We start from the raw sequence: 19061 nt of genomic DNA, 5'->3' as shown, positions 1-19061 counted from the left end.
TCCGAGGGTCGCATCGGTAGGCTGGCCGCATGGACCCCCGGATCGCCGTCGTTCCCGGCTCATTCGACCCGCCCACCCTCGGCCACCTCGACGTCATCCGCCGCGCGGCCGGGCTCTTCGACCAGCTGCACGTGCTCGTGGTCCACAACCCGGGCAAAGAAGCGATGCTCCCCATCGCCCAGCGGCAGAGCCTGCTCGAGCGGTCGATCGCCGAGGCCGGCGTCGAGGGCGACGTCATCGTCGCCGCGTGGAGCATGGGCTTGCTCGTCGATTACTGCACCGAGGTGGGGGCGAAGGTGCTGGTGAAGGGCATCCGTTCTCAGGTGGACGTGGCCTACGAGACGCCGATGGCGATCGTGAACCGCGACCTCGCGCACGTCGAGACGGTGTTCCTGCTGCCCGACCCCTCGCACGCGCTCGTCTCGAGCTCGCTCGTACGTCAGGTGGCCGGACTCGGCGGCGACGTGTCGCCCTACGTCCCGCCCGCCGTCGCGCGCTTCCTCGATACCGGCGCCCGCGGCCTCTGACGCGCGCCGTCCCCCCACGCATAAACGCGATCCGCGCTCAGAAACGCGCGCTCCTCGCGTTTGTGAGCGCTGAGAGCGCTTATGCGTGATGTGGGCTCTGCGAGTGCGGCACCGGCGCGTCCGCCCGGCCCTTGCTCAGGGGCGCACGGGTAGCATTGACCACCGTGAGAACTCGCCGACCCGGACCCTTCCAGCTCCCCGTACGCGACATCGAGCGCCACCCGGGCGAGATGCGCGAACACACCCTCGACATCCCGACCCCCGAGAAATGGGGGGAGGGCCTGCTCTCCGTCCCCGAGGCCGAGATGCTCGAACTCGATGTGCGTCTCGAGTCCGTCCACGAGGGGATCCTCGTGTCGGGCACGGTCGACACCAGCGCCACGGGGGTGTGCGGACGCTGCCTCATCGACATCGTCGAGCCTGTCGAAGTCGAGTTCCAGGAACTTTTCGCGTATCCTGGGGACGAAGCGAGTGACTTCGACGTTCAAGACGACCACGTGGATCTTGAAAATCTGGTCCGGGATGCCATTGTCCTGTCGCTTCCGTTCCAGCCGGTGTGTCAGCCGGACTGCCCCGGGCTTGACCCGAACACGGGCGAGAGGCTGACGGAAAGCCCCGGCACCACGGAGCAGGAGCCTGTCGATCCTCGATGGGCTGCGCTCCAGCAGTACACCCCAGACGACGGCGATGCGCTCCGCGCCGCCCCCAAGACAGAGAAGAGCTAGTCATGGCAGGTAACCCCCCGAAGCGGAAGGTCTCCCGCTCGAACACCCGCTCGCGTCGTGCGCAGTGGAAGGCTGAAGCCCCCGCGCTGGTCAAGACCATCGAGAACGGCAAGGTCGTCTACAGCCGTCCCCACCAGGCGAAGGTCGTCACCGACTCGCAGGGCACCGAGCTCTTCCTCGAGTACAAGGGCCGCAAGGTCGCCGACGTCTGATCGGCGATTCGTGACGCGTAAGAACGTCGAGCGCACAGCGCTCACCGAGAAGCTCGGGGTCGAGATCGACCCCGAGCTTCTTTCTCTTGCTTTGACGCACCGCTCGTTCGCCTACGAGAACGGCGGCATTCCGCACAACGAGCGTCTCGAGTTCCTCGGCGACTCGGTGCTCGGCCAGGCCGTCACGGTCCGGCTGTTCACACGGCATCCCGACCTCGACGAAGGAAGCCTCGCGAAACGTCGCGCGAGCGTCGTGTCGACGGTGGCGTTGGCCGAGGTCGCCCGCACGATCGGTCTCGGCGACCACGTGCGACTGGGTCGGGGCGAGATCCTCACCGGTGGGCGCGACAAGGATTCGATCCTCGCCGACACCATGGAAGCCCTCATCGGGGCGACGTTCTTGTCGGCCGGCCCCGATGCGGCGACCGGCATGGTGCTTCGCCTGGTCGAACCGCTTCTCGCTGACCCGGAGCGCTACGGCGCGGCGATGGACCCGAAGACGAGCCTGCAAGAGATCGCGGCCCGCCTGGGACTGGCGGCACCCGCGTACGTGGTCGAGGCCACCGGCCCCGACCACGACCGGCGGTTCACCGCCACCGTCACGACGGGCGACGTCGTCACCACGGGCGTCGGCTCGAGCAAGAAGCACGCCGAGATGGCAGCGGCGCTGACCGCGTGGCGCGAGCTCGACGCACGTGCCTGAGCTTCCCGAGGTCGAGGTCGTCCGAGCCGGCCTCGAACCCGCCGTGTCCGGTGCACTCGTTGCCTCTGTCGACGTGCGCGACGACCGAGCGCTGACCCGGCATACCGGCGGAGCGGCGCACTTCGAGGCGGAGCTGACCGGCCGGCGCATCGCGTCCGCCGTGCGGCGAGGCAAATTCCTCTGGATGCCGATTGCCGACGATGAGGCCATCGTCACCCATCTCGGAATGAGCGGCCAGATGCTCCTGCGTACCCCCGGGGCGCCGGAGGAGCGGCACGAGCGCATCCGCATCGAGTTGGAGCATCCGGTGCACGGGTCGCTTTCGGTCGTCTTCGCCGACCAGCGCACCTTCGGCTCGCTCGCCGTTGACCGGCTCGTCGATACGCCCGATGGAGCCGCGGGCGGTCGCGGCTCGGAGCTCGCCCGCGTGCCGACGCAGGTCGCGCACATCGGTCGAGATCCCCTAGACCCTGCGTTCGATGCCGCGCGATTCCGCGCGCGAGTGGCGCGGACCTCCTCGGGGATCAAGCGCGTGCTGCTGGATCAGACAGTGGCGAGCGGTATCGGCAACATCTACGCCGACGAGTCGCTGTGGGCCGCGCGTATCCACCCCGAGACCGCAGCATCCGATCTCTCGACGCGCGCCGTCAACCGTCTGCTCGGTGAGATCCAGGCGGTGCTCGAAAAGGCCCTCGCTGAGGGCGGGACGAGCTTCGACGCGCAGTACGTGAACGTCAACGGTCAGGCCGGCTACTTCGCCCACTCGCTGAACGCCTACGGACGCACCGGCCAGCCGTGTCCGCGGTGCGGGCGACCGATCGTGCGGGTGTCGTTCATGAACCGGTCGAGCCACTTCTGCCCGCATTGCCAGAAGCGGCGCTGAAAGGACCGTGGGCCGCGCGCTCCAGAGCGGCTGATTCGTCGGGTGATTTCTGTCGTCGTGCTCGTCGGTAACGTTGCGTAATCGGTACAGTGTTGGCGATGAACGAGTGGTCGGTGGATCCGGAAGGACTGCGTTTCGCGGCTTCGGTCGTCCGGTACGCCGTACAGATCACTGAGCCGGAGACGGCAACGGCGGCGACCGCACGTGTCGGCGATGCTGAGCTCGCCGCGGCCTTGTCGGCGTTCATGCAGGCTCTGACAGGTGGGTGGATGCAGCGGGTGTCCGCGACCGAGGGTGTGTGTCAGACATTGGCGGCCTCGGCGACGTTGTATGAAACAGCCGATGAAGAAGGTGTTCGTGACGTGCGCCAGGCGGATAATTTCTGATGGCGGAACTGGGGCAGACCTCCGATCCGATTTCCTTGGTGCCGGGCTCGGTCGGAGACGTCCAGGCAATCGTCGAGCTGTGCGCCCGGCGCTCGCGTGTCGCACGGCAGGCCGCCGAGACGGTCGGCAGGAAGAAGAACATCGACGACTGGGTGGGGCAGTCCGCCGACGCATACACCGCCCGCGTGACCCGGGTGGCGACCGCGTGGTCCGACGCGGACGAGGCGCTGGCCCGTGTCGGCGCCGCGATGCGCGCATACGCTTCGGCGTTGGCGGGGGCACAGGCGAGAGCTGCGACCGCGATCGAGGGTTGGGATTATGCGCGGTCCCTTCAACGCACGGAGCAGACGGCCGGTGCGGAGTTGCCGGGCTTCGTCGAGCCGTTCTCCGGTGCGTGGCCCCTCGTGTTCGCCGGGGGCGCCGACACGACTCCGCCGCGCACGAGTGCGGAGGCGTTCGCAACGGCTGACAGCTGGCTTGCCGAGGGGCGGACATGGGTAGCCGATGCGGCACGCACCGCAACCGCGGCTGTGGCTGCTGCGACCGCGGTGCTCCGAGCCGACAGCGGATCCGTGTGGGCGTCGGCGAGCGCAGCCCTCGGAAGCGGGCCGGTGACGCCGGCGACGGCGCTGTCGGTCCTGAAGTCGTTGCGCGGCGACGACCTCACGTCGCTGCTGTCGGCGCGTCCCGACCTTGCCGCTCTTCTCTCGCAGGCGTCGCCCGCCGATGTCGCGAGCTGGTGGTCGGGTCTCGACGGTGGCCAGCAGGAAGCGCTGGTCCACGCTGCCCCCGCCGCCATCGGCAACCTCGGCGGAGTGGCCTACCGCGCGCGTGATGAGGCCAATCGCATCGTGCTCGACCAAGCGATCGCGGATGCCAAGCGCAGCCCCCTCGACAAGTCGGAGCAGATCGCGGCGCTAGAGGCGTTGAAGAAGTCGGCCCAGAGTCACACGTTGGTGTCGGTTGTGCTTGACGAACCTCCGCTCGCGCAGGTCGCCGTCGGCGACCTGGATGCCGCGAGGAATGTGTCGTTCATCGTGCCGGGGATGAACTCGAACGTGGCGGGTGACATGCGAACATACGTCAACGCGGCCGCCAAACTACAGTTGCAACAGCAGCTCGTAGGAGGCGGTGATCTAGGTGACTATGCGGTCATCGCTTGGCTTGGCTATCACCCGCCGATGAACGATATGCCGGTGGACGTGGCATTCAACGGGAAGGCCGAGGCGGGCGCACCCGCCTTAGCGAGGGACCTCACGTCGATGGCTGCTGTTCACGATGCGTCTGGCGTTCCTGCCTCGGTTTCGGTCATTGCCCACTCTTATGGCACCGATGTCGCTGCACTCGCGCTCACCGACGCTCACGCGGACCACGTCGTCCTGCTCGGCTCGGCCGGTGTAGACAATCAAGTAGACAACGTCGCGGACCTGAATGTGCCTCCCGGACAGGTGTTCGCATCTCAAGCCCGTCACGACGGCTGGGCGCCTGTCGGGCAGATCACCTCGTACGTCGTCCTAGACGGACGCGTCGACCCGACAGCGGCATCGTTCGGGGCGCGCGAGTTCTCCTCGGAAGCGGGCATCACCCCCGGCGGCGAGACGCTGCGCGCGGTTGACAAACACGGACCGTTCGGCGACGGCTCGGAGACATTCAGCTACTTCGATGCGAACACGACCGCGCAGTTCAACACGGCGTTGGCAACGACGGGCCGCGGGGACGAGGTCATCGTCGACCGACCGCTGACAGAATCAGACCTGATCGGGCCGCGTCACTCGAGCGGATCGAATGAGTACCCGGTCGGGTGGAACGGCATTCGTTGACTATGAACAGACGCACTTACCTCGCAGTCAGCGCGCTGCTCGTCGGCCTGCTCACCGCTTGCTCACCCGGTGGCGACCAGAACTCGAAGGGACCCGAGATGACCCCCGAAGCAGTCGAAGCGCAAATAACCGACCTCTATGAGGCCAGCGCAGCGGCGATCGCCCCGGACGGCTGGAAGGTGGACGCGTCATGGTTGTCGTGCTCGGATAACTCGACAGGAGACGGTGTGAACCTCCTGTTCGCGGCTTCTCGGTCGGCGCCGCTGCCTGGTGATCCCGCGGAACTCATTTCGCAGGCACAGATCGTGTGGCAGAAGCACGGCCACGACGTCACCATCGAACGGGATACCAACCTGACTCCGCCCAGGTGGATCCTCTCAGATCCGCCGTACCTCACCGGCACTCATCCAGACGGCAGTTACTATCTGCTCGACGTGAGCGAGAGTGCGGTGTACTTCCGTGCTTACAGCGCCTGCGTACCCGGCAACATCTTCGAACTCACCAGCCCCACGCCGACCCCATGATCCTCAGGTTCGATCCCCAGCGGCACGCGGAGACGATCGCCGCTTTGCGACGGGTGATCGCTGGCATCCAGGATCAGCTGGACGGCCTCGATCGGGAGGTCACCGTACTGCGTGGGCAGTGGTCGGGTGCCGCGCAGGCGGCGTACGAGCGTACTCACCGAGAATGGGCGGACTCCATCGGTCGCTTGCATTCCGCGCTGGCTGATGCGACGGGAGCGGCGCAGCACGCCGGTGACCGCCTCACCCAGACCGAGGCAGATGTGACCGCACTGTGGTCATGACGCGAGAGGGGGACGGGACGCTAGACCCGTCCCCCTCTCGGGTCACAGCACCTTCTTCCACACTCCCTCGTACGAGATCGGCGTGAAGCCGATGGCTTCGTTGATCGAGAGCATGGGGCGGTTCTCTTCGGCGTTGTAGGTCAGCACACGGGGTGACTCCGGTGCGACATCGTGCCACGCGAGGAGTCCCGCGCACTTCACGAGCATGCCGAGGCGGTGCCCGCGGTGGGCGTCGACGACGAGGGTGTCCTCCTGGCTGGTGGCAGCGGTGCGGTCCTTGCCGATGACGAGTTCGTTGAAGGCCGCAAGCTCACCGGTGTCGACGTGCTGGGCGGCGGTGACGAGCATGTGCCGTCCGGCGTCGATGTAGCCGGCTTCGTAGCGGCGCACCCGACCGGCATCCCACACCTCCTCGTCGAACTCGAGGTCCGCCGAGGGGGCGTCGGTCACCATACGCGACTTCATCCACGCGAACGCATCGACGAACTCGTCGGGCGTGGGCAGAGTCCACTGCACGATCCGGTAGCCCGAGGCCGCCTGTTCGGCGTCCGCGAGCAGTTGATCAAGACGTGGTCGTGCCCCGGCGAGATCGAGCGAGCTGACGCGCACGATCTGTTCGAGCGAGAATCCGGATGCCAGGAGGAACCGCGCCGCGTGATCCCGCGGGATCGAGCCGAATCCCGTCGGCGCGTCGAGGCGCGGTCCGTCCGCGGCGGGATGCTCGGCCCACGACTGCAGGACGGTACGTCCGTGCTCGCGCGCCGTGCTCTCGATGAGCGCATAGGCGGCGCGTCCGATGCCGTGGCCCCACGCGGAGCGGCGCAGTTCGATGAGCCAGAATCCGGTGCGGGCGCCTTCTTCCTGCGGGAAGTCGAGGCCCACCCGCCCGACGACCTCGCCGTGGAAGACGGCGATCCACGCGTACCGCTTCATCTCGGGCTGGGGTTGGTACAGGGGGAGGAGCTCGTCGGCGGGCATGAACGAATCGTCGTGCCCCGAGATCTCGGCGTAGACCAGGTTGCGGAGGCGGACCATCTCGCGGAAGTCCGCGGCATCCGGATCGTCGATGCGGGCGGGGATGTGAAGCGGGCGCAGCTCGAGGCCGGCGGGGAAGGAAGTCATTCGAAGGTCTTTCGTCGGATGAGACGGGGGAGGGGTGGGGCCGGCCGAGAGGCCGACCCCACCGGGATCAGAACGGCGGGCGGCTGAATGCTGCGGTGCTCTGCCAGGCCCGCTCGCGGCGGTCCCGCTCGGCGGCCGCGTCGCGAGCTCGCAGGGCTTCGACCGCGCGGTGGTCGAGGGCGCGCGCCCGGTTGGCATGGCGGTTCAGCAGCCACAGCCCCAGGCGCAGCGACAGCCGGTCGAAGAGGCCGAGAGGTCGGTACGCCGTCGTGTCGAACGTGACCGTGGAGGGAGTGGGAGGGATGGAAGGCGCGGCCGAGGAGTGCTGCGGCGCGCGCGTGAACAGGGCGTTCATGCGGAAGCTCCGTGAAGAAGATCTGGCGAGGAGGAACGCGTCGAGCAGATAGCTCACGCGGGGGCGGACGCAGAGGGTCCGGGTGGCCGACGTCGAGGAGACGGGCTCACGGGAAGCGGAGACAACAAGGCGTCTCGACGCGGCGAACTAGCCCTGACGAGGGGGCATGCCGACGGCGGTGGTCACTCCCGTGGCGTATGCGGAGAGCACGGGGACGGCGTTGAAGCCAATGGCGGTGAAGCCGGTCGTGGTGCGAATCATGGAAGTAACCTCCTTTCGACGTCGGTTGCGACCTCAGACGCTAGCGAAGGCTGTCAGCGAATGTCAAGCTCCCGCTCAGATTGGGGCGGGTGCCGGGCGCGTCGAACCGCGCCCACCGGCCCGCCGCCGCGGAATCCTGCGGTTTCTCGGATACCGTGAACACGCGGGTCGATCGAGCGGAGGGCGGGTGACATGCACCTGAAGAGCGTGACGCTCAAGGGCTTTAAGTCCTTCGCGCAGTCGACCACCTTCGCCCTCGAGCCGGGCGTGACATGCATCGTCGGACCGAACGGGTCGGGCAAGTCCAATGTCGTCGACGCCCTGGCCTGGGTGATGGGGGAGCAGGGGGCGAAGACCCTTCGCGGCGGCAAGATGGAGGACGTCATCTTCGCCGGCACCTCGACGCGGGGACCCCTGGGGCGCGCCGAGGTCCAGCTGACGATCGACAACGCCGATGGTGCTCTGCCGATCGACTACAGCGAGGTGACGATCAGTCGCACGCTGTTCCGCACCGGCGCGAGCGAGTACGCCATCAATGGGCAGACGTGCCGCCTGCTCGACGTGCAGGAGCTGCTGAGCGATTCGGGCCTCGGGCGTGAGATGCACGTGATCATCGGGCAGGGCCGCCTCGACACCGTGCTCCAGGCATCGGCGGAGGACCGTCGCGGGTTCATCGAGGAAGCCGCAGGAATCCTCAAGCATCGCCGACGCAAAGAGAAGACCGTCCGCAAGCTCGAGGCGATGGAGACGAACCTCACTCGCTTGAGCGATCTCGCCGGCGAACTGCGCCGGCAGCTCAAGCCGCTGGGCAAGCAGGCCGAGATCGCCCGAGAGGCAGCGACGATCGCCGCGGTGGTCCGCGACGCGAAAGCGCGCCTCTACGCCGATGAGCTCGTCCGTCTACGCGCGGAACTCGCCGACGCCGCTCGAGCCGAGAGCGAGCGCCACACCGAGCGGCTGGGCCTGCAGGAGCAGTCGGAGGGGCTGCGCGGCCGGGTGGAGCGCCTCGAGAAGGATCAGCGCTCGGACGCCGTCGACCGCGCGCGCGGTGTCGCCTTCGCGCTCGAGCAGGTGCAGGAGCGACTGCGAGGGCTCTACACACTGGCCGGCCAGCGCCTGACGCTTCTCGGCGACGACGAGACGGACGGGTCGGGCTTCGCCCCGACGGTGACACAGTCGATGATCGACGACGTCCGCGCCGAGATCGACGACATCGCCGGGGGTCTCGGCGAGGCTCAGGATGCCGCGGCAGAGGCGTCCCGAGCGGTGGCGCGTGCCCGCGCCGACCTCGACGCGCTCGACGTCGACATCGCTGCGCAGAGCGCGCTGGTGTCGGAACACGACATGAAGATCACGAGTCTGCGGGGAGCGGCGGATGCGGCGAGCTCGGCTCTTGCCGCCGTGCGCGCCGGTGTCGACCGGCAGCAGCGGGCGCTCGACGCCGCGCTGATCCGACGGGCGGAAGCCGAGCAAGCCGTCGCCGAGCTGGATCCCGACGTGGTCCCCGAGGCCTCGACGGCCGAGCACGCGGCCGCCTACGAGCGAGCTCAACGCGACGCCAACGACGTCGAGGCGCGCGTGTCCGGCCTGCGCGAACGCTTGCACGCCGCCGAGCGCGAGCGCGACGCGCTCACCGCGCAGACCACGGCTCTCGGCCGCGCTCTGGACGTCCGCAACGCGGCCGCCGATCTGATCTCGGCCGGGGGTTCCGGCATCCGGGGTCTCGTCGGCGACGATGTGAAGGTCAAGGCCGGATACGAAGCGGCGGTGGCCGCGGTGCTCGGCACCCTCGCGGAAGGGTTGCTCGTCGACGACGCGGAAGCGGCGTTCACCGCGGCCCGCACGGCCGCCGAGGCCGACCTGGGTCTTGTCGAGATCGCTCTGGCCGACGCCCCCGGGCCGGGGGAGTCCCCGCCGGCTCTCGACGGTGCGGTGCTCGCAGCGGATGTCGTCACGGCCTCGCCCGGGGTGCTCGGCATCCTGGCTCGCGTCCTCATCGTCGACGACCTCGACGCCGCGAGATCGGCGCAGTCGAGTCTGTCGGACGGGCTCACGGTCGTCACTCGCGCGGGCGAGGTCGTGACCGCACGGACCGTTCGCGCCGGCTCGGGCTCGGGCCGCTCGCGCCTCGAACTCGCCGCCGAGCGCGACGCCGCCGTGGAACGGCTCGACGAGGTCGTCGTGATCGTGGATTCGCTGAGAGAAGCCCTCGCCGACAAACAGCGTCTGCAGGTCGATGCGCGCCAGCGCACGAAAGACGCTCTTTCGACCCTTCGCGCGCATGACGCAGCCCTGGCCGCCCACGCGGAGAAGGTCAACCGCGTGACCGTACGCCATGAAGCCGCGGTCGCCGAGTGCGACCGGCTTGTCGCCGGGCTCGCGCAGACCGAGAGCGCGGTCGCCGAGGCGGAGGACGCGGCACGTCGGGCCGACGACGCGCTGGCCCGGGCCCTCGACGCGCCACGCCCGCTCCTCGACGCCTCAGCGCGCGAAGGAATGGCGGCAGAGGTCGACGCCGCGCGCGAGACCGAGATGCGCGCCCGCCTCGACATCGAGACGCTGAAAGAACGCGTCCGTGCCGGTGAGGCGCGCGTCGTGCAACTCGAGCAGCAGCGGGATCGCGAGCGAACCGCGGCCGCCGAGGCGGCCCGCCGTGCTGTGCTTCGTCGCGCGCAGCGTGAGATCGCGGCTGAGGTCGCGGGCCAGCTCCCGACCCTGCTCGACTCGGTCGATCGCTCGGTCAGTCAGGCGCGCGTCGAGCTGACGGCCGCAGAGTCCGCCCGCACGGCGATCACGGAGGAGCTCTCTCGTGCTCGAGCCGACGAGTCCCTCGTCCGAGAGCGTCTGGCACGGTTGACCGAGAGCGTCCACGGGCTCGAGCTGCAGATGCATGAGAAGAAGCTCCACGTGACCGGACTTCTCGAGCGTGCTCAGTCCGAGCTCGCGTTGGACGAGCACATTCTCGTTTCGGAATACGGCCCCGACCAGCCGATCCCCACCGAGAACGCGGAGGAGGGCGTGCCCTTCGAGCGCGCCGCTCAGAAGCGTCGGCTCCAGGATGCCGAGCGCAAGCTGTCGCAACTCGGTCGCGTGAACCCGCTGGCCCTCGAGGAGTTCGCCGCACTGGAACAGCGACATGCGTTCCTCACCGAGCAGCTCGCCGATCTGCAGCAGACGCGTGCGGATCTGCAGACGATCATCGCCGACCTCGACGAGCGCATGCAGACGATCTTCGTTGCCGCCTTCGAGGACACGCGTGCGGCTTTCACCGAGATCTTCCCGATTCTCTTCCCGGGTGGGGCGGGCAGCATCTCGCTTACGGATCCCGACAACCCGCTGACCACCGGCATCGAGGTCTCGGTGCGCCCGGTCGGCAAGAAGATCGAGCGACTGTCGCTCCTGTCGGGAGGCGAGCGGTCGCTGGCGGCGGTGGCGTTCCTCACCTCGATCTTCGCGGCCCGTCCCAGCCCGTTCTACATCCTCGACGAGGTGGAGGCGGCGCTCGACGACGCGAACCTGGGGCGCCTGCTCGGCGTCTTCGAGAAGCTTCGAGCGAGCAGTCAGCTCATCGTCATCACACACCAGAAGCGCACGATGGAGATCGCCGACGCGCTCTATGGAGTGTCCATGCGTCAAGACGGTGTGTCGGCTGTGGTGGGTCAGAGGGTCGGCGATCGAGCGACGGTGCGCGCGTCGCGAGCGTCGGCCGAGAAGGCCCCCGACGAGGCCGCCCCCGTAAGCTGAAGCAATGGCTGAGAACTCCTGGTCGCTGGGCCGCGCTCTTCGCGGACTGTTCGTCAAACCCACGATCGACGAGACCACGTGGGACGACCTCGAGACGGCCCTGTTGACCGCCGATTTCGGTCCCGACGTCACCGAGCGTCTGGTCGACGAACTCCGTGAGAAGGTCGAGCGCTTCCGTACGACCGACCCGCGTGATCTGCAGCGCATGCTCAAAGAGACCCTCGAGGAGCACTTCGCCAAGTTCGACACGACCCTTCGCCTCACCGAGCGTCCGGCGGTCGTGCTCGTCGTCGGGGTGAACGGTGTGGGCAAGACCACCACCATCGGGAAGTTCGCGAAGTTCCTGCAGCGCTACGGTCGCACCGTCACGGTCGGGGCGGCCGATACCTTCCGCGCCGCGGCCGTCGACCAGCTGGCGACCTGGGCCGAACGCGGGGGAGCGACCATCGTCCGCCCCCAGCACGAGGGCCAGGATCCGGCATCCGTCGCCTTCCAGACCGTCGCGCACGCGAAAGAGACGGGCACGGAGATCGTTCTGGTCGATACGGCAGGTCGGCTCCACACCAAAGGCGGGCTCATGGACGAGCTCGGCAAGATCAAGCGCGTCATCGAGAAGCAGGCGCCGATCTCCGAGGTCCTCCTCGTGCTGGATGCCACCACCGGCCAGAACGGCCTCATGCAGGCGCAGGCGTTCCTCGACAGCGCCGGGGTGACGGGCCTCGTGCTCACGAAGCTCGACGGTTCCGCGAAGGGCGGGTTCGTGCTGGCGGTCCAGGAGCGCACCGGCATCCCGGTGAAGCTCCTCGGTCAGGGCGAAGGCATCAACGACCTCACGGGCTTCACCCCGCACGTGTTCGCCGCCTCGCTCGTCGATTGACTTCTCTCGCACGCATCGACCCGGGCGGGTCGTCTTCCCGAACACCGGGCGGAATGCTTACATGGAGTCATGGCCATCGAGCACGACTTCTTCGGACTCCTCGAGTCGGGCCCCGACGGGTCGATCTTCTGGAGTGAGAACGTCGAGTTCGGCGATCAGAGCGTCACGGTCGATCTGACGGCTCCCGACCAGGACGACGTGTCGGCCGAGGCCCTGGACGTGGCGGCATCCATGGTCTCGTCGCTCGAGGCCATCGACCTCGCCGCGCGGAACGCGATGGTGAACGAGCTCGACTCGCGCACGAGTGAGGTGACCGAGTACATCCTGCAGCAGCAGGCCACCCTGGGCGAGGAGCTCGAAGACCTGCTGACGGATGTCTCGGGCGACACGCACATCGACGTCATCAAGGCGCTGCAGCTGATGAGCATGACGATCCTCGCCGACGAACACGGGGGAGCCGACCCCTTCGCCGTCCTCGAGTATGCGCTGGACCCCGACGCGACCGACGACGTACTCCTGGTGAACCTCGCCTCGGACGGCAGCGTCCAGTCGGTCACTAGCGCCGACTGAGCGCGTGCAAACCTTTCTGCCGTACCCCTCGTTCACGGCATCCGCCGCCGCTCTCGACCTCAAGCGCTTGGGCAAGCAGCGCGTCGAGACGTTCCAGCTGTTGCGCGCGTTGACCGTGCCCGACCATGGCTGGCGTCATCATCCGGCGGCGAAGATGTGGGACGGACATCTGCCGGCGCTCGTGTCGTACGGCCTCGTCGTGACGGACGAGTGGATCGCCCAGGGCCGGGCCGACACCGTCCGAGAGAAGATCCGCGTCTTCGCGCCCGAGGTCGACGGCCTCACGCAGAACGAGCTCGACCTCCCGCCCTGGATCGGAGACGAGGCGTTCCACCTCGCCCACCGCTCCAACCTCGTGCGCAAGGACCCCGAGTTCTACATCCCCCGTTTCGGGGACGTCCCCGACGACCTGCCGTACGTCTGGCCGGTCTGATTCACTTTCCGTGGAAAAGCGGGATCACCAGGTAGATCCCGTAGACCACCGCGGCGGCGACGCCGGCGAAGCAGACGAGACCGGCCATGGTGGCGGGCAGCGGTCGCGGCGTCTCGCGCGGCGCGACCACCGCGGTCGGTCCTTCGGGGTCGTCTCCATCCGGCACTCGAACGTCGGGGGCGCCGACGGCGAAGAATCGGATGCCGAGGGCGTACAGCCCCACGATGATGAGGGTGGCGGCCAGGCCCACCACGAAGACGAGCAGAATCGACCCTGCTTCGGTGCCGAGCCAGCCCGAGGCGCCGGCGCTTTCAAGGGGAGTGATCACGCGCGTTCTCCTTCGGTCTGGCGCTGGCCGATGCGATCGGCATCCACCGCCTCATCGTTGACGTTCTCGGCCGACACCGGGCGGCGGCGGGCGAGCAGGAACAGGCCCACGCAGACGGCCAGGCCGCCCACCAGCACGACCACGAGGCCGGCGATGCCCGACGAGGCCGCCCATGCGGCGCCTCCGCCGACGACGGCGGCCGCGGGCAGCGTGACGACCCACGCGAAGGCGATCCGGGTGACGACGTTCCAGTGCACCGACGCGAGGCGCTTGCCGAGCCCCGAGCCGATCACGGCGCCGGAGGTCACCTGCGTGGTCGAGAGCGGGAAGCCGAGGGTCGACGAGATGAGGATGGTCGAGGCGGCGCTGGTCTCGGCGGCGAAGCCCTGCGGAGGTTTCACGTCGGTGATGCGCTTGCCGACCGTGCGCATGATGCGCCAGCCGCCCAGGTAGGTGCCGAGGGCGATCGCGAGCCCCGCGGACAGGATGACCCACAGCTGCGGGCCGGTGCCCGCCTCTTGGAAGCCGGCGACGATGAGGGTCAGCGTGATGACGCCCATCGTCTTCTGGGCGTCGTTGGTGCCGTGCGCGAGCGAGACGAGCGAGGCCGAGACCGTCTGGCCGTGACGGAAGGCGGTGGACGATCCGGCGACGGTCGCCATCTTCGTCACGCGGTACACGAGATAGGTCGCGGCGAGGGCCACGATCCCGGCGATGAAGGGCGAGAGCAGAGCGGGCAGGACGATCTTCGACAGCACCCCTCCCCACTCGACGGCCTGAAAGCCGACGCCGATGACGGCCGCCCCGATCAGTCCGCCGAAAAGCGCGTGGGTGGAGCTGGAGGGCAGCCCGAGCCACCAGGTCAGCAGGTTCCACACCACGGCGCCCATGAGCCCCGCGAAGATCATCGGCGCGGTGATCTGCGGAAGCCCCTGGTCGTTCTGGGCGAGAATCCCCTCCGACACCGTCTTGGCCACCGCGGTCGACAGGAACGCGCCGACGAGGTTGAGGATCGCGGAGATGAGCACCGCGACTTTGGGTTTCAGCGCGCCCGTGGCCACTGACGTCGCCATGGCGTTGGCGGTGTCGTGAAAGCCGTTGGTGAAGTCGAAGAAGATCGAGAGGGCGACGACGAGAAGGACGGGGACGAGGACGGTGAGATCCACCGCGACTCCGATCGAGAAGTGATACCGGAAGCGGGTCGGTTGGCCCGGCGACACGGTAGACCTCGGCGGTGAACGAAGTGTTCCCTATCCCGTGGGAGCGGAGAGGTCTACTCTCCGCTCTGCGCGCTCACACCGCCTGCGCGAAGCCCGCGTCGGCGGACGCGATGTCCTTCGCGAGGTGCGCGAGGTGCGGCGGAATCTCGCGGCCCTTGGACACCATCGACTGCGCCCACAGGCGTCCGGCGCGGTATGACGACCGCACCAGGGGCCCGGCGAGCACGCCGAGGAAGCCGATGCGCTCGGCCTCTTCCTTGAACTCCACGAACTCGGCCGGCTTCACCCAGCGCTGCACGGGGAGGTGGCGCGGGGTGGGGCGCAGGTACTGCGTGATCGTGATGATGTCGGTGCCCGCAGCGTGCAGGTCTTCGAGGGCCTGGACGACCTCTTCGGGCTCTTCGCCCATGCCGAGGATGAGGTTGGACTTGGTGATGAGCCCCGCCTCTCGCGCGGCGGTGAGCACGCCGAGGGAGCGTTCGTAGCGGAACGCCGGGCGAATGCGCTTGAAGATGCGGGGGACGGTCTCGACGTTGTGCGCGAAGACCTCGGGTCGCGACGAGAAGACCTCTTCGAGGTGTGCCGGGTTACCCGAGAAGTCGGTCGCGAGGATCTCGACCCCGGTACCCGGGTTGTCGGCGTGGATGCGGCGCACCGTCTCGGCGTGCAGCCACGCGCCCTCGTCAGGCAGGTCGTCGCGTGCGACGCCCGTGACGGTGGCGTAGCGCAGCTGCATCCGCGTGACGCTCTCGGCCACGCGGCGCGGCTCGTCGCGGTCGTAGTCGGCGGGCTTGCCGGTGTCGATCTGGCAGAAGTCGCACCGACGCGTGCACTGCGAGCCGCCGATGAGGAAGGTCGCCTCGCGGTCCTCCCAGCACTCGAAGATGTTCGGGCAGCCCGCCTCCTGGCAGACCGTGTGGAGTTCCTCGGTCTTGACGAGGTTCTGCAGGGCGGTGTACTCCGGGCCCATCTTGGCCTTGGTCTTGATCCACTCGGGCTTGCGCTCGATCGGCGTCTCCGCGTTGCGCACCTCGAGTCGCAGGAGCTTCCGACCGTTCGGAGCGGTGGATGCCGGTGCCCCGGCGTTGCCGGTCCCGCAGGCGGTCACGCGGCGGCCGCCGCGTACTCGGCGCGGAACACGCGCTCGACTGCCGGGACGAGGTCGGCGGGGGAGATGTCGGCGCCGAGCACCTCGCTGACCGTGGTGACCCCGGCATCCGTGATCCCGCAGGGGACGATGTGCCGGAAACCGGCGAGGGTGTTGTCGCAGTTGACGGCGAAGCCGTGCATGGTCACTCCTTTTTCGACGCGGACCCCGATCGCCGCGACTTTGTCGACGCCGAGCGGACGGCGCACCCACACGCCGCTGCGTCCTTCGATGCGGAAGCCGTCGACACCCAGCGTGCCGAGGGTGGTGATGAGAAGGGTTTCGAGGCGGCGAACGTGGGCGACGACGTCGAGCGGTTCGGGAAGGCGCACGATCGGATAACCCACGAGTTGACCGGGCCCGTGCCAGGTGATCTTGCCGCCGCGATCCACGTCGACCACCGGTGTGCCGTCGTCGGGGCGCTCGTGCGCCTCGGTGCGCTTGCCGGCCGTGTAGACGGCCTCGTGCTCGAGCAGCAGCAGGGTGTCTGCGCGGGCGCCCGACACGACGTCGGCGTGCACGCGTCGCTGATGCGCCCACCCGTCGAGGTAGGGGACGTAGTGCGGGGCCAGGCCCATGTGATGGATGTCGATCATCGACCGCCTCCAATGTTGGATTGCGTCCAACAATACACATGAGGGCGAACCGTAGGCTGGGGCCGTGACCCCCGAATCTCGAAGCGGACGACCGCGCGCCTCGTCGCGCGAAGTGCTCTCGGAAGCAGCGTGCGAACTTTTCCTCGAGCAGGGGTACGACGCTACGAGCGTGTCCGACATCACCCGCCGCGCGGGTGTCAGTCGCTCGAGCTTCTTCAACTACTTCTCGGCGAAGAGCGACGTCCTGTGGTCCGGGTTCGACGAGCAGGCGGATGCCGCGGTCGCGCGGCTGCGCGAGGGACAGGCCGTCGATGAGTGCCTCGCGGGCATCGGTGCGGGTCTCGCCCCCGACGCTCTCGCTCTGGCGATCACGAACGCGGAGGCGATGGGTATCGCGGCCGAGCTGGATCGCGATCGTGCGGTTCGCCAGTTCCGTCTCCAGCGGGATCTGGCGTTGCGGATCGGGCGCGACGGCGAACCGGAGCTGGTGGCTCAGGTCCGTGCGGGCGCCCTCTCGGCCGCGGTGCTGGCCGCGGTCTGGGCATGGGCCGACCGCACCGCGACGGGGCGCCCGCTCGCTGAGGTGCTCGAAGCCGCGCTCGCCCTGGCGTGACGCAGGTGGGGCGGGTCGTCTCGCCTCCTGATGGGTGCGAGCGACCTGGCATCCGGTCGATTCCGGCGAAGATCACGCGGATCACGGAGGTCGCGCGCGCGCCGGGTGGCCGTGCACCGACGACGAGGGCGGCGAACGACCCCCGCCCCGCGTAAACTCGATTCATCATGGCGACTTTCGGCACCCTCTCCGACCGGCTCACAGAGACCTTCCGCAATCTCCGGAAGAAGGGCCAGCTCACGCCCGCCGACGTCGACGGGACGGTGCGCGAGATCCGCCGTGCCCTTCTCGACGCCGACGTCGCCCTGCCCGTGGTCAAGGAGTTCACGGCTGCCGTGCGCGAGCGTGCGCTCGGCGACGAGGTCAACCGTGCGCTCAACCCGGCGCAGCAGGTCGTGCAGATCGTCAACGACGAGCTCATCGGAATCCTGGGCGGACAGCAGCGTCGTCTGGAGTTCGCGAAGAACCCGCCGACGGTCATCATGCTCGCCGGCCTCCAGGGGTCGGGTAAGACCACTTTCGCCGGCAAGCTCGCCAAGATGCTCGAGAAGGACGGACACACGCCGCTCCTGGTCGCGTGCGACCTCCAGCGCCCGAACGCCGTCAACCAGCTCCAGGTCGTCGCCGAGCGCGCCGGTGCCACCATCTACGCGCCGGAGCCGGGCAATGGCGTCGGCGACCCGGTCAAGGTCGCCCGTGACGGCGTCGCGTACGCCACGCGTCAGCAGCACGACATCGTCATCATCGACACCGCCGGCCGTCTGGGTGTCGACGCCGAGCTGATGAAGCAGGCCGCCGACATCCGTCACGCGACGAACCCCGACGAGGTGCTGTTCGTCATCGACGCGATGATCGGTCAGGACGCGGTCAACACCGCGAAGGCGTTCCAGGACGGCGTCGACTTCACCGGCGTCGTGCTGTCGAAGCTCGACGGCGACGCTCGCGGTGGCGCCGCGCTGTCGGTCGCCTCGGTCACCGGTCGCCCCATCATCTTCGCCTCGACAGGTGAAGGCCTCGACGACGTCGAGCCCTTCTACCCCGACCGCATGGCATCCCGCATTCTCGACCTCGGCGACATCCTGACCCTGATCGAGCAGGCGCAGTCGGCTTTCGACGAGGCCGAGGCGATGAAGGTCGCCGAGAAGCTCGCGACGGAGACCTTCACTCTCGAGGACTTCCTCGAGCAGATGCAGCAGATGAAGAAGATGGGCTCCATGAAGAAGATGCTCGGGATGCTCCCGGGCATGGGAAACATGAAGCAACAGCTCGAGAACTTCGACGAGCGCGAGATCGACCGCACCGAGGCCATCATCCGCTCGATGACGGTCGCCGAGCGTCGGAACCCCAAGCTGCTGAACGGCTCCCGTCGTCTGCGTATCGCGCGCGGTTCGGGAATGACCGTCACCGACGTCAACCAGCTCGTGCAGCGCTTCGAGCAGGCCGCGAAGATGATGAAGACCGTCGCTCGCGGAGGTGTGCCCAACATCCCCGGCATGGGGCCCGTCGGTGGCAAGCCCGGTGCGTCGTCGAAGCGCGGCAAGCAGCAGAAGGCGAAGGGCTCGCGCTCGGGCAACCCGGCCAAGCGGGCGGCCGAGAACGCCGGCATCGCGGCTTCCGCTCCGGCCACGGGTTCGGGCTTCGGCCTGGGCGGTCAGGCGGCGCCGAGCGAGGCCGACCTCGCCGAACAGCAGAAGATGCTCGGTCGCGGCTGACCCGTCTTCCGGGGTGTACCGG

The 19061-nt window shown here is 68.4% G+C and carries 21 protein-coding genes; 15 read left to right on the top strand and 6 right to left on the bottom strand.

Annotation, left to right across the window (positions count from 1 at the left end):
- Nucleotides 1-29 precede the first annotated feature (29 nt).
- The 9 genes from coaD to NE358_RS09255 all read left to right on the top strand — a co-directional run bounded on the left by coaD (nucleotide 30) and on the right by NE358_RS09255 (nucleotide 6061).
- Nucleotides 30-527: a pantetheine-phosphate adenylyltransferase gene (gene coaD, locus NE358_RS09295; protein ID WP_289937886.1), complete on the top strand. Its 498-nt coding sequence runs from the start codon at nucleotides 30-32 to the stop codon at nucleotides 525-527.
- A gap of 230 nt (nucleotides 528-757) precedes the next feature.
- Nucleotides 758-1252, top strand: coding sequence for a YceD family protein (locus NE358_RS09290; protein ID WP_103208886.1), 495 nt, complete (start codon nucleotides 758-760; stop codon nucleotides 1250-1252).
- A 2-nt stretch (nucleotides 1253-1254) separates the two neighbouring features.
- The gene (rpmF, locus tag NE358_RS09285; RefSeq protein ID WP_013586329.1) at nucleotides 1255-1464 is read left to right on the top strand and encodes a 50S ribosomal protein L32; all 210 of its coding nucleotides are present in this window, start codon (nucleotides 1255-1257) and stop codon (nucleotides 1462-1464) included.
- A gap of 10 nt (nucleotides 1465-1474) precedes the next feature.
- The gene (rnc, locus tag NE358_RS09280) at nucleotides 1475-2167 is read left to right on the top strand and encodes a ribonuclease III (RefSeq protein ID WP_103208888.1); all 693 of its coding nucleotides are present in this window, start codon (nucleotides 1475-1477) and stop codon (nucleotides 2165-2167) included.
- Nucleotides 2160-3050, top strand: coding sequence for a bifunctional DNA-formamidopyrimidine glycosylase/DNA-(apurinic or apyrimidinic site) lyase (mutM, locus tag NE358_RS09275; protein WP_289937824.1), 891 nt, complete (start codon nucleotides 2160-2162; stop codon nucleotides 3048-3050). The genes rnc and mutM overlap by 8 nt, the downstream gene beginning before the upstream one ends.
- A 98-nt stretch (nucleotides 3051-3148) precedes the next feature.
- A complete protein-coding gene (locus NE358_RS09270; protein ID WP_141378302.1) occupies nucleotides 3149-3436 on the top strand; it encodes a hypothetical protein in 288 nt (95 codons plus the stop codon).
- Nucleotides 3436-5256, top strand: a complete 1821-nt coding sequence (locus tag NE358_RS09265) for an alpha/beta hydrolase (RefSeq protein ID WP_289937821.1) — start codon at nucleotides 3436-3438, stop codon at nucleotides 5254-5256. The genes NE358_RS09270 and NE358_RS09265 overlap by 1 nt, the downstream gene beginning before the upstream one ends.
- Before the next feature lie 98 nt (nucleotides 5257-5354).
- Nucleotides 5355-5780 (top strand): hypothetical protein, encoded by a 426-nt coding sequence (locus NE358_RS09260; RefSeq protein ID WP_289937819.1) that lies wholly within the window; start codon nucleotides 5355-5357, stop codon nucleotides 5778-5780.
- Nucleotides 5777-6061, top strand: coding sequence for a WXG100 family type VII secretion target (locus tag NE358_RS09255; protein WP_289937817.1), 285 nt, complete (start codon nucleotides 5777-5779; stop codon nucleotides 6059-6061). The genes NE358_RS09260 and NE358_RS09255 overlap by 4 nt, the downstream gene beginning before the upstream one ends.
- Before the next feature lie 42 nt (nucleotides 6062-6103).
- On the opposite strand, the gene NE358_RS09250 is transcribed toward NE358_RS09255, so the two are convergent.
- Both NE358_RS09250 and NE358_RS09245 read right to left on the bottom strand, forming a co-directional pair.
- The gene (locus NE358_RS09250; RefSeq protein WP_289937815.1) at nucleotides 6104-7183 is read right to left on the bottom strand and encodes a GNAT family N-acetyltransferase; all 1080 of its coding nucleotides are present in this window, start codon (nucleotides 7181-7183) and stop codon (nucleotides 6104-6106) included.
- Between the two features lie 67 nt (nucleotides 7184-7250).
- Nucleotides 7251-7538: a hypothetical protein gene (locus tag NE358_RS09245; RefSeq protein WP_289937812.1), complete on the bottom strand. Its 288-nt coding sequence runs from the start codon at nucleotides 7536-7538 to the stop codon at nucleotides 7251-7253.
- Between the two features lie 453 nt (nucleotides 7539-7991).
- Here NE358_RS09245 and smc point away from each other — a divergent pair, with 453 nt between their 5' ends.
- The 4 genes from smc (at nucleotide 7992) to NE358_RS09225 (ending at nucleotide 13423) form a co-directional block, all read left to right on the top strand.
- Nucleotides 7992-11543, top strand: coding sequence for a chromosome segregation protein SMC (gene smc / locus NE358_RS09240; protein ID WP_289937811.1), 3552 nt, complete (start codon nucleotides 7992-7994; stop codon nucleotides 11541-11543).
- A gap of 4 nt (nucleotides 11544-11547) precedes the next feature.
- Nucleotides 11548-12420 carry a signal recognition particle-docking protein FtsY gene (ftsY, locus tag NE358_RS09235; protein ID WP_103208917.1) on the top strand — a complete coding sequence of 291 codons (873 nt, stop codon included), beginning with the start codon at nucleotides 11548-11550 and terminating at the stop codon, nucleotides 12418-12420.
- 69 nt (nucleotides 12421-12489) lie between these two features.
- Nucleotides 12490-12990 (top strand): DUF2004 domain-containing protein, encoded by a 501-nt coding sequence (locus NE358_RS09230; protein ID WP_103208919.1) that lies wholly within the window; start codon nucleotides 12490-12492, stop codon nucleotides 12988-12990.
- Nucleotides 12991-12994: 4 nt separating this feature from the next.
- Nucleotides 12995-13423, top strand: coding sequence for an MSMEG_6728 family protein (locus tag NE358_RS09225; RefSeq protein ID WP_103208921.1), 429 nt, complete (start codon nucleotides 12995-12997; stop codon nucleotides 13421-13423).
- A 1-nt stretch (nucleotide 13424) separates the two neighbouring features.
- On the opposite strand, the gene NE358_RS09220 is transcribed toward NE358_RS09225, so the two are convergent.
- The 4 genes from NE358_RS09220 to lipB all read right to left on the bottom strand — a co-directional run bounded on the left by NE358_RS09220 (nucleotide 13425) and on the right by lipB (nucleotide 16714).
- Complete coding sequence (locus NE358_RS09220; protein ID WP_056230874.1) at nucleotides 13425-13751, bottom strand: hypothetical protein; 327 nt, start codon at nucleotides 13749-13751, stop codon at nucleotides 13425-13427.
- A complete protein-coding gene (locus NE358_RS09215) occupies nucleotides 13748-14917 on the bottom strand; it encodes an inorganic phosphate transporter (protein WP_103209911.1) in 1170 nt (389 codons plus the stop codon). The genes NE358_RS09220 and NE358_RS09215 overlap by 4 nt, the downstream gene beginning before the upstream one ends.
- Nucleotides 14918-15044: 127 nt before the next feature.
- Entirely contained in the window at nucleotides 15045-16079 is a 1035-nt protein-coding gene (gene lipA / locus NE358_RS09210; RefSeq protein WP_181904660.1) for a lipoyl synthase, read from the bottom strand.
- Nucleotides 16076-16714, bottom strand: coding sequence for a lipoyl(octanoyl) transferase LipB (lipB, locus tag NE358_RS09205; protein WP_289937794.1), 639 nt, complete (start codon nucleotides 16712-16714; stop codon nucleotides 16076-16078). The genes lipA and lipB overlap by 4 nt, the downstream gene beginning before the upstream one ends.
- 64 nt (nucleotides 16715-16778) lie before the next feature.
- Between lipB and NE358_RS09200 the strand changes: the two genes are divergently transcribed.
- Nucleotides 16779-17327, top strand: a complete 549-nt coding sequence (locus tag NE358_RS09200; protein ID WP_289937791.1) for a TetR/AcrR family transcriptional regulator — start codon at nucleotides 16779-16781, stop codon at nucleotides 17325-17327.
- Between the two features lie 167 nt (nucleotides 17328-17494).
- Nucleotides 17495-19039: a signal recognition particle protein gene (ffh, locus tag NE358_RS09195; RefSeq protein ID WP_289937788.1), complete on the top strand. Its 1545-nt coding sequence runs from the start codon at nucleotides 17495-17497 to the stop codon at nucleotides 19037-19039.
- Nucleotides 19040-19061 lie beyond the last annotated feature (22 nt).

It is taken from the genome of Sphingomonas sp. G5 (assembly GCF_052660795.1).
The sequence above is the reverse complement of the archived record's forward strand: the minus strand, read 5'-3'. Positions and strand labels throughout refer to the sequence as shown.